Source organism: Amnibacterium sp., from assembly GCF_025463795.1.
In the GTDB taxonomy this organism is placed as follows: Bacteria; Actinomycetota; Actinomycetes; order Actinomycetales; family Microbacteriaceae; genus Amnibacterium.
The window spans coordinates 1-12,575 of record NZ_JAODBE010000022.1; the positions used below are offsets into that span (position 1 = coordinate 1).

Here is a 12,575-nt window from a genome sequence, read left to right on the forward strand (position 1 = left end):
CCGGAGCACCGCGGTGAGGGTCGAGCCGACCACCGCCGCGGCCGTGATGGGCACGGCGAGCACGACGAGGTCGTCGGCGACGGCGTCCGGCCCGGGATCGCGGCCGGCGGCGAGCGCCTCCGTCCAGACGGGGTTGCTCGGCACGATCGGGGGCATCCGCTCGACCGTAGCGGGCACCAGCGGGGAGGCGCTTCCCGCCCGGCCCCGGCGGCAGCGGCCTGGCCGTCCGGAGCGGCTCGCGGACGGACTGCTCGTCGCCGGCGACCGGCGCGCGACCCCGCCCTCCCAGGGCGCCCTCGTCTCGGGCCGCCGCGCCGCGATGTCCGTGCTGAACGACCGAGCGGCAGCGGAGGACCCCGCATCGAGGTCTCGAATCGGTCTCGTGACCGGATGCGGGCCGAGAAACCGCGTCGCCGTCGCAGCCGTCGCCGTACGCTCGCGCCGTGCACCCCGATCGCTTCTACGACCTGATCGAGTCCGCGCGCCCCGGATCCGCCCCGTCCGACGCGAGCGCCGACTCGGAGGAGCTCGCCGCGCTGCTCCGCACGCTCGACGACGAGGACCTGCTCGGATTCGTCCGCACGTTCGAAGCGGAGCTCGCCCGCTTGAACCAGTGGGCGGTCTGGGGAGCGGGGTACGTCGCCACGGGCGGGATGAGCGACGACGCCTTCCACTACTTCCGCGCATGGCTCATCGGCAAGGGCCGCGACGCGGTCGAGACGGCGCTCACCGAGCCGGACGCGCTCGCGGACTTCCTCGACGGCAGCGAGCTCGAGAACGAGGAGCTCGAGTACGTGGCGTTCGACCTGCTCGAGGAGCGCGACCTCGACCGGGAGATGGACGAGGTCGACGCCTCCCGCGAGGGCGAGCCCGAGGGCGTCCCCTTCGACGAGGACACCGTCGACCGGTCGTTCCCGCGGATCGCCGCCGCGGTCGCCTGACCCGCCCGGTTCCCGCCCCGGATCGCGCCGTTCCGGAGTTCTCGGCCGACACGCCGCGACCTGCGCCCCGCACACGGCGTGTCGCGCAGGAACTCCGGATCCGCGCGATCCCGCGGCGGACGTCACGCGGCGTCACCGTCCGCCCGGGCTCCCCCGCAGCCGCGGGTACCGTCGAGGCATGGCTGATCACGAGTACGGCTTCCGCACGCGCGCGATCCACGCGGGCAACATCCCCGACCCCGTGACGGGCGCCCGTGCCGTGCCGATCTACCAGACGAGCGCGTTCGTCTTCGACGACACCGAGGACGCCGCCGCCCGCTTCGCGCTGCAGAAGTACGGCACGATCTACAGCCGCCTCGCGAACCCGACCGTCGCGGCGTTCGAGGAGCGCATCGCGAGCCTCGAGGGCGCCCTCGGCGCCGTCGCGACCGCATCCGGGCTCGGCGCGCAGTACATCACCTTCGCCGCGCTCGCCGGCGCGGGCGACCACGTCGTCGCCTCGGCGCAGCTCTACGGCGGCTCGCTCACGCAGCTGGACATCGCGCTGCGGCGCTTCGGGGTGGAGACGACGTTCGTGCGCTCCTCGGATCCAGCCGACTACGCCGCCGCGATCACGGACCGCACGAAGGTGGTCTTCGCGGAGAGCGTCGCGAACCCGTCCGGCGACGTCGCCGACGTCGAGGGCCTCGCCGACGTGGCGCACGCCGCCGGGGTGCCGCTCATGATCGACGCCACCGTGGCCACCCCGTACCTGTCGCGGCCGATGGAGTGGGGCGCCGACATCGTGGTGCACTCGGCGACGAAGTTCTTGGGCGGCCACGGCACCACCCTCGGCGGGGTCGTCTCGGAGTCGGGTCGCTTCCACTGGCACAGCGAGCGCTTCCCGCTCTTCGGCGCGCCGGTGCCCACGTACGGCGGCCTCGAGTGGTCCGGCAACTTCGGCGAGTTCGCCTTCCTCACCCGACTGCGCGCGGAGCAGCTCCGCGACATCGGCCCCGTGCTCGCCCCGCACTCCGCGTTCCTGCTCATGCAGGGCGTCGAGACGCTGCCGTTCCGGATGCAGGCCCACGTCGACAACGCCCGCACCGTCGCCGAGTGGCTGGCGCAGGACAGCCGCGTGGAGTCCGTCTCCTGGGCGGGCCTGCCCGAGCACCCGGCCCACGAGCGGGCGGCGAAGTACCTGCCGAAGGGGCCCGGATCCGTCTTCGGCTTCGAGGTGAAGGGCGGCCGCGCCGCCGGGCAGCGGTTCATCGAGTCGGTGAACCTCGCCAGCCACCTCGCGAACATCGGCGACGCGAAGACGCTCGTCATCCATCCGGGCTCCACGACCCACGCGCAGCTGTCCGAGCAGCAGCTCGCCGACGCGGGCGTGCAGGCGGGCCTCGTGCGGATCAGCGTCGGCATCGAGGACGTGGAGGACATCATCGAAGACCTCGACCAGGCGCTCGACGCGGCGGTCTCGCCGCGCGGGAGCACGGGCAAGAAGAACACAGCGGAGCAGGCGGCATGAGCGACACCACGATCTCCCCAGCGTCCATCGACAACGCAGCGGGGCCGGGCACGGCGACGAGCGGCGCGGCCGGCGCGGAGGACGGCGCCGTCGTGACGGCCCTGCATCCCGGCGCGGGCACCCCGCCCGCCACCGACACGGTGACGGCCACGCTGTCGAACGGCCTCACCTGCGACATCCCGGCGTCGAGCCCGCTCGCGAAGCTGATGAAGTCGCAGCGCACGTGGCAGGGGCCGGATGCCCGCACCCGCCTCCGCATCCTGCGGCAGGCGAAGAGCGTCGCGATCGTGGGCGCGAGCCCGAACGCCGCGCGATCGAGCTACTTCGTCGCCACCTACCTGCTCTCCTCGAGCCCGTACCGGGTCTACTTCGTGAACCCGCGGGCGACCGAGATCCTCGGGCAGCCGGTGTACCCCGACCTCGCCTCGCTGCCGGAGGTGCCCGACATCGTCGACGTGTTCCGCAAGGGCAGCGACATCCCGTCCGTCGTCGACGACGTGGTCGCGATCGGCGGTAAGACGATCTGGGTGCAGCTCGGCATCTGGAACGAGGACGCCGCCCGCTACGCCGAGGGCAAGGGACTCACCGTCGTGATGGACCGCTGCATCAAGATCGAGCACGCCCGCTTCCACGGCGGCCTGCACCTCATGGGCTTCGACACGGGGCAGATCACGGCACGCAAGACCATCCGGTAGCCCGCCCCGCTCCGGCAGCTGCCACGTTCTGCGGCCATGGCCGGCTCGACACAGCAGGGAAGTGGGGACCGTCGAGGTCGAGGGAGGGGCGTCAGCGCAGCGCGCCGATGCCGAGCGCGACGAGCCCCAGCGCCGGGGGCAGCGCCTGGACGAGTGCGGCGCGCCGCAGGTTCGGGCTCGATGCGAGGAGCACCAGGCCCGCGCCGATCATGCTGCCCGCGCCGGCGATCGCAAGCGCATACCCGGCGGCGGACGCGCCGGACGCGATCAGCACGACACCGATGACTGCGACCACCGCGAGGAAGAGGTTGTAGAACCCCTGGTTGAAGGCCAGCAGCCGGGTCGTCGCCGCCTCGTCCTCCGTGGCGAGGCCGAACACGGCGCGGGTCGACGGCCGCATCCAGCGAAGCGACTCGAGCACGAAGACGTAACCGTGGACGGCGGCCGCGAAGGCCACGAGGACGAGCCCGACGACGGTCATGCGTCATCCTCCCGCGGAATGCGCGAGCATCCCGTCCGGCACCCGCGGACCGGCCGCGCCCCTCGCTACCGCGTGGTCGTGCGCGGGACGGACTCCGTCGTCCGCCCCGCGCACGGGTCAGCGGCGGCGGAAGCGGTCGAGGAGCTCGGAGGCGCGCGACTCCGACGTCCAGGGAGCGTCGCGGGCGTCGGCAGCGAGGATGGAGCCGTTGAAGCCGGGGACGCGGGCGAGGTCGCGCTCGGCGCGGTAGCCCATGGCCCAGTCGGCGAAGCGGCGCCGGTCGATCCGCTCCTCGGCGAGCACCCACACGCCGCTGTGCCGCGGATCGGCGGCGATGCGGGTCAGCAGCGGCCGCACCGACGTCGCGGGTCCCTCGAGCACCTGCATGAACCGGCCGGCGACGTGCACGAGCAGCCCGGTGACGCCGGCGGCGCGGTTGCTGCGGCGGCTGCGGGCGAGGAGCGCGGCGAGGTCGTCCTCGGCGAACGGCGCGGTCGCGGCGCTCGCGTAGACGACCGAGAGCAGCGCTCCGGCCTCGGTGCGGACCTCGGGGCTCGGTGTCGCGGTCTGAGACACGGTCCTCCCTCCTGCCGCCCGGTCGGCGGCGCACGTCGATGCTCCCGGAGGACGGCCCGGCGCCCCAGGCCCCGTACTGGGGCTCGACCGGGACATCCCGCGTCCAGGCGCAGCGTCCGCGCAGAGGTCGGTTCCCGGACGGGCGCGCCGACGGACGGACCGCGGCACGCGGGCGCCCCTGGTCCCGGGCGGGGTCCCGCGACAGAATCGTCCGCGATCGCAGGAGGACGGATGACGGCGGAGCGGACGGCGGGCCCGGCGGCGCGGAGCGCCCGCATGCTCACCCTGGGCCGCTGGGTCGTCGTCGTCGCTGCGGTCGTGGTGGTCACCCTCGTGGTCGGTGGCTACGGGATGGGCTGGCGCTGGACGGGGCTGTCGCGGGCCGTGACCCTCTGGGACTGGATGCAGGCCCTCCTGCTGCCCCTCGCGCTCGGCATGGCACCCGTTCTGCTGCTGCACCGGCGCCGGCTCCGGCGTCGCCACCACGTGATCCTGGTCTCGGCGCTCGCCGCCTTCGCCCTGCTCATCGTCGTCGGCTACCTCGTGCCGCTCGTCTGGACCGGCTTCCGCGCCAAGACCCTCTGGGACTGGTTCGGGCTGACGCTCCTGCCCCTCGTGGTGACGGCGACGCCGATCTGGGTGCGCGCCGACGAGGTGCGCCGTGAGCATCTGATGGTCGCGGCCCTCGCCGTGCTCGTGTTCGCCGGGTTCGTGGTCGAGGGCTACACCGTCCCGCTGGGCTGGACCGGCTTCGTCGGCAACACCGCCTGGGACTGGCTGAAGCTCCTGCTGCTGCCCGTCCTGCTGCCGACGGTCGTCATCCCGCTGCTCAGCAGCACGATGCTCCGCGCCCTCGTCGGCGACGACCAGGGCTGATCCCGGCCGTCCTGGTCCGCGGCCCGTGGATGCGCCTCGCGGCATACGCCCGGAGCGGCCGTGGGAGGCTGGAAGGGTGCGCCTGCTCCTCGTCCGCCACGGCCAGATCCCCTCGAACGTGCACGGCATGCTCGACACCGACGAGCCCGGCCCGCCGCTCACGGACCTCGGGCGCGAGCAGGCCTCGGCCCTCGTGGGCACCCTCGCCGACGAGCCGATCGAGGGGCTCTGGGCGTCGTCGCTCGTGCGCACGCAGGAGACGCTGGCGCCGACCTCGGCGGCGCGCGGGCTGCCGATCGCGGTGCTGCCGGGGCTCCGTGAGGTGCGGGCCGGCGACCTCGAGGGCGAGCGCACCCGTGAGGCGCAGCGTGCGTACATGCAGACCGTCTTCGCCTGGGCGACCGGCGACACCGGCCGGCGGATGCCGGGCGGCGAGTCGGGCCACGAGTTCTTCGCGCGCTTCGACGGTGCGCTCGCCGAGATCGCGGCGACCGGCGTCGAGGACGCGGTCGTGGCCAGCCACGGAGCGGCGATCCGCTGCTGGTCGGCGACGGTCGAGGGCGCCGATCAGGACTTCCTCGCGTCGCATCCGCTGCCGAACACCGCGATCGTCGCCGTCGAGGGCGGTCCGGGCGCGTGGCGGATGCGGGCCTGGCGCGAGGCGCCCGTCGGGCAGCCGGTGCCGCCGGCGGACCCGGACGCGGACCCGACCGGCTCGGGCCGCTGACGCGCGTGCCCGGCCCGGCGGAAGGTCAGGGCTCCAGCCGCATCACGAGGCGGCGCAGCGTCGGGTGGGCGACCTCGACGAAGCCCTCCCGCGCGAACTGCCGGGCCGTGCCCACATGGGTCTCGCCCCACGGCACGTCCGCGCCCTCCTCGGTGAGCATCGGGTAGCCCTCGATCGCCCGCGCGCCGCGATCGCGCGCGTGGCCCACCGCGGCGCGGAGCATCGCGCTGCTCACACCGCGCCTGCGGAAGCCGGCCCGGGTGACGAAGCAGGTGATCGACCAGACGCCCGGATCCTCGAGGCGCTCGCCGCGCTCCTGCAGGGCGAGCCGCTGCCGCTTGAGGTACGGGTACGCGAGCCGCGGCTCGACGGCCACCCAGCCGACCGGCTCGCCGTCGAGGAACCCGACGAGGCCCGCCGCGGTCCCGGCGTGCGGGTTCCCCCAGTCGGTCTCCATGCGGAAGCGCGCGCGCAGCTCCTCGGGCGGCGCCTCCCAGTGCATCCGCCCCGGCACCTTGAAGCGCTGGCACGAGCAGGCCGCGGGACCGCCGCGCTGACCGAACACGGCCTGCACATCCGCCCAGGACGCCTCGTTGCCGGGCACGGCGACGAGGTCGGGGAGGGGCAGGTCCATCCTGTGAGGGTGCCAGCCACCCGTCGGAACGGTCAACGTCGACCGGGAAGGATGGAGGCCGACGAGAAGGAGTCCCGATGCCCGACCAGCACCTCGACATCACGACGCGGGCCGTCACCGGCGGCCGCCCCGCCGCGGTCCCGGATGCGCCCCTCAACACGCCCGTCACGCTCGCGTCGACCTACATCGCCGGCGGCGACGCGGAGTACGGCCGCTACGCGAACCCGTCCTGGACCGCGTTCGAGGACGTGCTCGGCGACCTCGAGAGCGGCCGATGCCTCGCCTTCGCGTCGGGGATGGCGGCGATCGCAGCGGTCCTCGACCTGGTGCCGGCCCGCGGACGCGTCGTCGCACCCCGGCACTCCTACACGGGCACGATGGGGCAGCTGCGCGACTCCGCCGAGCGGGGGCGGATCACCGTGGACTTCGTGGACATCACGGACACCGACGCCGTCATCGCGGCGGCGGCCGGCGCGGCCTGCATCTGGATCGAGTCGCCGACGAACCCCGCGCTCGAGGTCGCCGACCTGCCCGCGATCGCGGCCGCGGGCCGGCGCGCAGGCGCCCTCGTGGTCGTCGACAACACGTTCGCGACCCCGCTCGTGCAGCGGCCGCTCGAGCTGGGCGCCGATGTCGTCGTGCACGCGGCGACGAAGGCGATCGCCGGCCACAGCGACGTGCTGATGGGCGCGACGGTCGTCGCGGACGACGACCGGTACGACGCGCTGCTCGGCATCCGCTCACTGCGCGGCGCGATCCCCGCGCCCCTCGAGGCCTTCCTGGCGCTCCGCGGCCTCCGGACGCTGCCGGTGCGGTTCGAGCGGGCGCAGGCGAGCGCGGAGGTGCTCGTCGAGCGGCTCGGCGGGCATCCCGCGATCGAGGAGGTGCGGTACCCCGGCTTCGGCGGGATCGTGTCGATCGTGCTCGCGGATGCGGCGACGGCGGACCGGTTCATCGGGGCGCTGCGCCTCTGGCGGCACGCGACGAGCCTCGGCGGCGTGGAGTCCACCCTCGAGCGGCGACGCCGCTGGCCGGCGGAGGCGCCGACGATCCCCGAGGGCCTCGTGCGGCTGTCCGTCGGGCTCGAGCATCCCGACGACCTGTGGGCGGACCTCGAGGCGGCCCTCGGCGGTCGCTGACCGCGGATCCGCCGAGCGGCTCAGCAGGACGGAACAGCCGATCTCGTCCTGCTCGAGCGTCGCGTCCTGCTGAAGCGCTTCGCGGGCGTCAGGCGAGGAGCTCGCGCAGGTCGTCCGCGGTGACCGTGGAGGCGAACAGCTCGTCGTCGTCGAGCACCGCGTCGAAGACCGCGGCCTTGCGCGCCTTCAGCGCCATCACCTTCTCCTCGATGGTGCCGGCGGCGACGAGCCGGTAGACCATCACCGGCTTGTCCTGCCCGATGCGGTGCGCGCGGTCCACGGCCTGGTCCTCGGCCGCGGGGTTCCACCACGGGTCGAGCAGGAACACGTAGTCGGCCTCGACCAGGTTCAGGCCGAATCCACCGGCCTTCAGGCTGATCAGGAAGACCTGCGCCTCGCCCTCGCGGAAGTCGCGGATCGCGGCGTCGCGGTCGCGCGTGGACCCGTCGAGGTACGCGGTGCGCACACCGGCGGCCCCGAGCCGCGCCTCCACGATCCGCAGGTACGAGGTGAAGCTGCTGAAGACGAGCGCCTTGTGGCCCTCCGCGAGCACGTCCTCGAGCTGCTCGAGCAGCGCGTCCTGCTTCGTGCCGGGGGTGTCGGCGTACTGCTCGCCGAGCAGGGCCGGGTCGAGGGCGAGCAGCCGGAGCAGCGTGATCGACCGGAAGACGATGAAGCGGTTGCGGTTGAGGTCCGTGAGCAGCCCGAACAGCTTGCGACGCTCCCGCTGCAGCCACACGTCGTAGAGCGCGCGGTGCGCGTGCGCGAGGTCGACCATGAGCACCTGCTCCTGCTTCGGCGGCAGATCGGCCGCGACCTGCTCCTTCGTGCGGCGCAGCAGGAACGGGCGGATGCGGCGCCGCAGCCGCGCGAGACGCTCGGCGCGGAGGCCCGCGGAGACGGCCGGACCCGCGCCGGCGCCCGCGCCCGAAGTGATGCCGGGCGCCGGCTGCTCGATCGGCCGCACGTACTCCTCCGCGAACCGCCGGACGGACGGGAACAGGCCGGGCGCGACGACGTCGAAGATCGCCCGCAGCTCGGTGAGCGAGTTCTCGAGCGGCGTGCCGGTCACGGCGAGCTTGACGGGCGCCTCGAGGTCGCGGACGACCTCGTGGATCCGCGATCCCGCGTTCTTCACCGTCTGCGCCTCGTCGAGCACGAGCGCCGCCCAGCCGCCGTCCCGGCCGATCGCCTGGTACGCCTCCGCATCCAGGCGCAGGAGGGCGTAGCTGGTCACGACGACGTCCGCCCCCGTGGCGAGCTCCGCGACCGCCGGCCCGCGCGCCTCCGTCGCCGGGACGGTGCGCACCGTGAGCGCGGGGGTGAACCGGGCCGCCTCCGCCGCCCAGTTCGACACGACGGAGGTCGGGGCGACGACGAGGAACGGCCGGTGCGGGCCCGGTGTCCGCTCGCGCACGTGCTGCACGAGGGCGAGGCACTGCAGCGTCTTGCCGAGCCCCATGTCGTCCGCGAGCACACCGCCGAGCCGGTGCCGGTGCAGGAACGCGAGCCAGGCGAGCCCGTCCGCCTGGTAGGGCCGCAGCTCGGCGCGCAGCCCCTCGGGAGGCTCGACCGGTGCGGGCGCGCCGCGCGCCTCGGCCAGCAGCCGCCGCCACTCGGCGGCCGGCTCGGCCTGCTCCGCGAGGTCCTCGAACTCCGCCCAGAGCTCGGTGCGGTAGCGGCTGATCGCCGGCCGGGTCTCCCACTCCGGCAGGTCCATCGCCTCCTCGAGCAGCGCCTTCAGCTCGCCGAACGCCGGGTGCGTGAGGGCGAGGTGGCGGCCGTCGGCGAGCAGGATGCGGCGGCGGTTCGACGCGAGCGCCTTGAACAGCTGCGCGAACGGCACGCGGCGGCCGTCGACCGTCACGACGACGCCGAGGTCGAACCAGTCGGGCCGCTCGGTCAGCACGGTCGTGATGGCGAGGCTCGGCGGCCCGGTGAGCTCCCGGTAGTCGGGGCGCGCGCCGGTCGTCTGCACCCGCACGCCCGGCAGCCGTTCGATCCGCGGCAGCAGGTCGGACGCCGCGTCGGCCGCGTCGAGGCCGGTGAGCACGACGGTCTCCGGCACGGCGCCGGGGCCTTCGCCGGGGAGCCATCCGGCGGGCACCGTGCCGGGCGGCAGCACGTCCGCGAGCGCCGGCGGGCGGGCCCGCACCGCCTCCCACGTCCAGGAGAGGCGCAGCACGTGCCCGGGCGCGAACGCGGCGGTCAGCACCAGGCGGGGCGGGGCGGGCGGCGGCAGCGGGGCCGAGCCGTCGCTGCTGACCACCTCGATCCGCTCCCGGAGTGCCGGCACGGTGGTCCCGAGGAACTCGGCGGCGTCGCGGTCGGGCACGGCGACGGGGTCGGAGCCGAGGGTCGCGAGCAGCGCGAGGGCCTGCGCGTCGAGCGGTTCGGCGACGGGAGCGAGCAGCACGTCGCCCGGATCCGCGGGGTCGAAGGCGTAGACGCCGTGGGTGCCGAGCGGGCGCGCGCGCGGAAGGTCGACGGGCGCCTCGTCGATCGTGAGGCGCGGGGCGGCGACGAGGGCGCCGTCGCTGTGCCGCACGTCGAGCTCGACGGCGGCGCTGCCGCCGATGCGGACGGAGCCGCGGCTCGCACCGGGAACGAGGGCGATGCCCGCGGCGGCCGCCTGCTCCAGCAGCTGCCAGAGCAGGGCGTTGCCGAAGCCGTCGAGCACGGCCCACTCCGGGTCCTGCCCGACGGTGGGTGGCACCGCGGCGCGGTGCAGGGCGCCGAAGTCGCGGAACCACGCCTGCTGGTCCGGGTCGAGCTCGAGGCGGTGCTGCTGATGCGGGAGGCTCGACCAGGTGACGCCGCCGGCGGTCCAGCCCTTCGCGGTGCGGAGCACGGGGCGCACGCCGAGGCGCACGTCGGCGGCGAGGGCGGCCGTGCCGCGTTTCAGCGCCTCCGAGGTGGGGCCGTTCCAGCGGGCGGCGGTGCGGGGCAGCACCCGGCGCAGCTGGAAGCGCAGGCCGAGCGCCGTGGTCGCGGGGACCACCGCCGGCTGCGACGGCACGAGGAACCGCCCGACGGCGTCGCGCCAGTCGGCAGCGGGGGCGGGCTCGAGCACCCCGGCATGGTCGCACGGGTCCCCGACGCCGGCGGACCGTTCCGCCGGTGCGCATCCCGGAGCACACTGGCCGGATGAAGGAGCACGTCGCCCGCACCGAGCGCACCATCGACGCCCCGATCGAGGCCGTCTGGGCTGCGCTCACCTCCCCCGAACGGCACTCCGCGATGATGTTCGGAGCGCAGGTCGAGACCGACTGGGGCGCCGGATCCGCGATCACGTGGTCGGGGACGTGGGAGGGCCGCGCCTTCACCGACCACGGCGAGATCACCGCGATCGAGGAGCCGACCCGCTTCGCGGTGACGCACTTCAGCCCTCTCAGCGGCGAAGAGGACAGCCCCGAGCACTACCACGCGGTCGAGTGGCGCCTGGAACCCGTCGGGTCGCGGACGCGGGTGACCCTGGTCCAGGACAACAACCCGAGCACGGAGGCGGCCGCGCACGCCGAGGCGAACTGGGCGGCCTCGCTCGACCTGCTGGCGGGTCTCGTCGCCGACGACTGACGGCCATGTGGATCGGCTGGATCGAGTTCGACCTGCTGCTCGGGGACGTGCACTCGCTGAAGGGCAAGCGGTCCGTCGTGCGTCCGCTCGTCGCCGAGCTGCGGCGCCGGTTCGCGGTCGCCGCCGCCGAGGTCGGGACCCTCGACCTGCACCGCCGAGCCGGCGTGGGCGTCTCGGCCGTCGCCGCGGACGCCCGGCACGTCACGGAGGTGCTCGACGAGATCGAACGGTTCGTCGCGGCCCGCCCCGAGACGGAGCTGCTCTCGGCGCGTCGGGGCCTCGCGTCGAGCGACGACTGATCCGGGTCGCGTCGCGTCGCGACGCCCGCCGAATCCCGGCTTCCTGAGCGGCACGGATCGCGACGCGAACCGCGCAGGAGCAGTCTTGGACCATGCCCGTCGACTCGCTCCACCTCGCCGTCGTGATCCGGCGCCCGCCCGAGGAGGTCGCTGCGTTCGCCGGCGATCCCGCGAATCTGCCCGTCTGGGCGGCGGGGCTGGCATCCGGGATCCGCGAGGAGCGCGGCCGCTGGTTCGCCGACTCACCGATGGGCGCCGTGGAGGTGGCCTTCGTCCCGCCGAACGCGCTCGGCGTGCTCGACCACGACGTCGTGCTCCCCGACGGCACCCGCACCTCGAACCCGCTGCGCGTGCTGCCCTACGGCGAGGACGCCGAGGTCGTGTTCACCCTCCGGCGGGACGAGGGCGTGACCGACGAGGCGTTCGAAGCGGATGCCCGGGCAGTGCGCGAGGACCTGGAGCGGCTGCGCGCGGTGCTCGAGGCGAGCTGATCCGCGCTTCCCCTCCCCGTACGGCGCCGGGATCGGTGCCGATCAGGTGGCCGCCAGTCGCGCCTTCTCCGCCTCCACGTCGTAGGGCACGTCCGGCCACGCCGGGTCGATGCCGCGGAGCGCCTGCAGCACGATGGTCTGCACCGCCCAGCGGGCGTACCACTTGTGGTCGGCGGGCACGACGAACCAGGGCGCGTCGGGGGTCGTGGTGCGGCGGATGGCGCGCTCGTACGCCGCCATGTAGTCGTCCCAGCGGCCGCGCTCGTCGACGTCCTGCGGGTTGTACTTCCACTGCTTGTCGCGCCGGTCGAGCCGGCGCGCGAGCCGCTTCTTCTGCTCGTCGCGCGAGAGATGGAGCATCACCTTCACGATCGCGATGCCCGACCCGACCACCTCCCGCTCGAAGTCGGCGATCCGCCCGTAGCGCTGCTCGAGAACCTCCGGGGCCGCGAGCGCGTGCACGCGGGCGATGAGCACGTCCTCGTAGTGGGAGCGGTCGAAGACGCCGATCATCCCCGGGGCGGGCAGCTGCGCGCGGATGCGCCAGAGGAAGTCGTGCGCGCGCTCCTCGGCCGTCGGCGCCTTGAACGCGTGCAGGTGCACGCCCTGCGGGTCCATCGCGCCGATCAC

Annotated in this window: 14 protein-coding genes; 9 read left to right on the forward strand and 5 right to left on the reverse strand. The window is 74.4% G+C overall.

The features are described 5' to 3' along the window. Positions 1-443: 443 nt before the first annotated feature. The 3 genes from JWQ92_RS01680 to JWQ92_RS01690 all read left to right on the forward strand — a co-directional run bounded on the left by JWQ92_RS01680 (position 444) and on the right by JWQ92_RS01690 (position 3,146). Positions 444-941 carry a DUF4240 domain-containing protein gene (locus tag JWQ92_RS01680; RefSeq protein ID WP_297342717.1) on the forward strand — a complete coding sequence of 166 codons (498 nt, stop codon included), beginning with the start codon at positions 444-446 and terminating at the stop codon, positions 939-941. Between the two features lie 178 nt (positions 942-1,119). Next, positions 1,120-2,451 carry an O-acetylhomoserine aminocarboxypropyltransferase/cysteine synthase family protein gene (locus tag JWQ92_RS01685; protein WP_297342718.1) on the forward strand — a complete coding sequence of 444 codons (1,332 nt, stop codon included), beginning with the start codon at positions 1,120-1,122 and terminating at the stop codon, positions 2,449-2,451. A gap of 206 nt (positions 2,452-2,657) precedes the next feature. After that, the gene (locus JWQ92_RS01690) at positions 2,658-3,146 is read left to right on the forward strand and encodes a CoA-binding protein (RefSeq protein WP_297342730.1); all 489 of its coding nucleotides are present in this window, start codon (positions 2,658-2,660) and stop codon (positions 3,144-3,146) included. Between the two features lie 91 nt (positions 3,147-3,237). Here JWQ92_RS01690 and JWQ92_RS01695 read toward each other — a convergent pair whose 3' ends face one another. Together JWQ92_RS01695 and JWQ92_RS01700 are read right to left on the reverse strand one after the other, a co-directional pair. Continuing rightward, positions 3,238-3,627: a DUF1304 domain-containing protein gene (locus tag JWQ92_RS01695; RefSeq protein ID WP_297342719.1), complete on the reverse strand. Its 390-nt coding sequence runs from the start codon at positions 3,625-3,627 to the stop codon at positions 3,238-3,240. Between the two features lie 117 nt (positions 3,628-3,744). Beyond that, entirely contained in the window at positions 3,745-4,203 is a 459-nt protein-coding gene (locus JWQ92_RS01700) for a BLUF domain-containing protein (protein ID WP_297342720.1), read from the reverse strand. 231 nt (positions 4,204-4,434) lie between these two features. On the opposite strand from JWQ92_RS01700, the gene JWQ92_RS01705 reads away from it, so the two are divergent. Beyond that, entirely contained in the window at positions 4,435-5,079 is a 645-nt protein-coding gene (locus tag JWQ92_RS01705; RefSeq protein WP_297342721.1) for a hypothetical protein, read from the forward strand. A gap of 76 nt (positions 5,080-5,155) precedes the next feature. Continuing rightward, the gene (locus tag JWQ92_RS01710; RefSeq protein WP_297342722.1) at positions 5,156-5,806 is read left to right on the forward strand and encodes a histidine phosphatase family protein; all 651 of its coding nucleotides are present in this window, start codon (positions 5,156-5,158) and stop codon (positions 5,804-5,806) included. Positions 5,807-5,831: 25 nt separating this feature from the next. On the opposite strand, the gene JWQ92_RS01715 is transcribed toward JWQ92_RS01710, so the two are convergent. After that, entirely contained in the window at positions 5,832-6,440 is a 609-nt protein-coding gene (locus JWQ92_RS01715; RefSeq protein WP_297342723.1) for a GNAT family N-acetyltransferase, read from the reverse strand. Between the two features lie 77 nt (positions 6,441-6,517). Between JWQ92_RS01715 and JWQ92_RS01720 the strand changes: the two genes are divergently transcribed. Next, complete coding sequence (locus JWQ92_RS01720) at positions 6,518-7,579, forward strand: PLP-dependent aspartate aminotransferase family protein (RefSeq protein WP_297342724.1); 1,062 nt, start codon at positions 6,518-6,520, stop codon at positions 7,577-7,579. A gap of 88 nt (positions 7,580-7,667) precedes the next feature. Here JWQ92_RS01720 and JWQ92_RS01725 read toward each other — a convergent pair whose 3' ends face one another. Then, on the reverse strand, positions 7,668-10,652 hold the full coding sequence (locus tag JWQ92_RS01725) for a DEAD/DEAH box helicase (protein ID WP_297342725.1): 2,985 nt from the start codon (positions 10,650-10,652) through the stop codon (positions 7,668-7,670). A gap of 74 nt (positions 10,653-10,726) precedes the next feature. On the opposite strand from JWQ92_RS01725, the gene JWQ92_RS01730 reads away from it, so the two are divergent. From JWQ92_RS01730 to JWQ92_RS01740, 3 genes are all read left to right on the forward strand, one after another. Then, on the forward strand, positions 10,727-11,155 hold the full coding sequence (locus JWQ92_RS01730; protein ID WP_297342726.1) for an SRPBCC family protein: 429 nt from the start codon (positions 10,727-10,729) through the stop codon (positions 11,153-11,155). A 5-nt stretch (positions 11,156-11,160) separates the two neighbouring features. Continuing rightward, positions 11,161-11,454, forward strand: a complete 294-nt coding sequence (locus tag JWQ92_RS01735) for a DUF503 domain-containing protein (protein ID WP_297342727.1) — start codon at positions 11,161-11,163, stop codon at positions 11,452-11,454. A gap of 92 nt (positions 11,455-11,546) precedes the next feature. Continuing rightward, positions 11,547-11,945 carry an SRPBCC family protein gene (locus JWQ92_RS01740; protein ID WP_297342728.1) on the forward strand — a complete coding sequence of 133 codons (399 nt, stop codon included), beginning with the start codon at positions 11,547-11,549 and terminating at the stop codon, positions 11,943-11,945. 42 nt (positions 11,946-11,987) lie between these two features. On the opposite strand, the gene JWQ92_RS01745 is transcribed toward JWQ92_RS01740, so the two are convergent. Further along, positions 11,988-12,575: PPK2 family polyphosphate kinase (locus tag JWQ92_RS01745; protein WP_297342729.1), on the reverse strand; the 588-nt coding region annotated here is incomplete at its 5' end.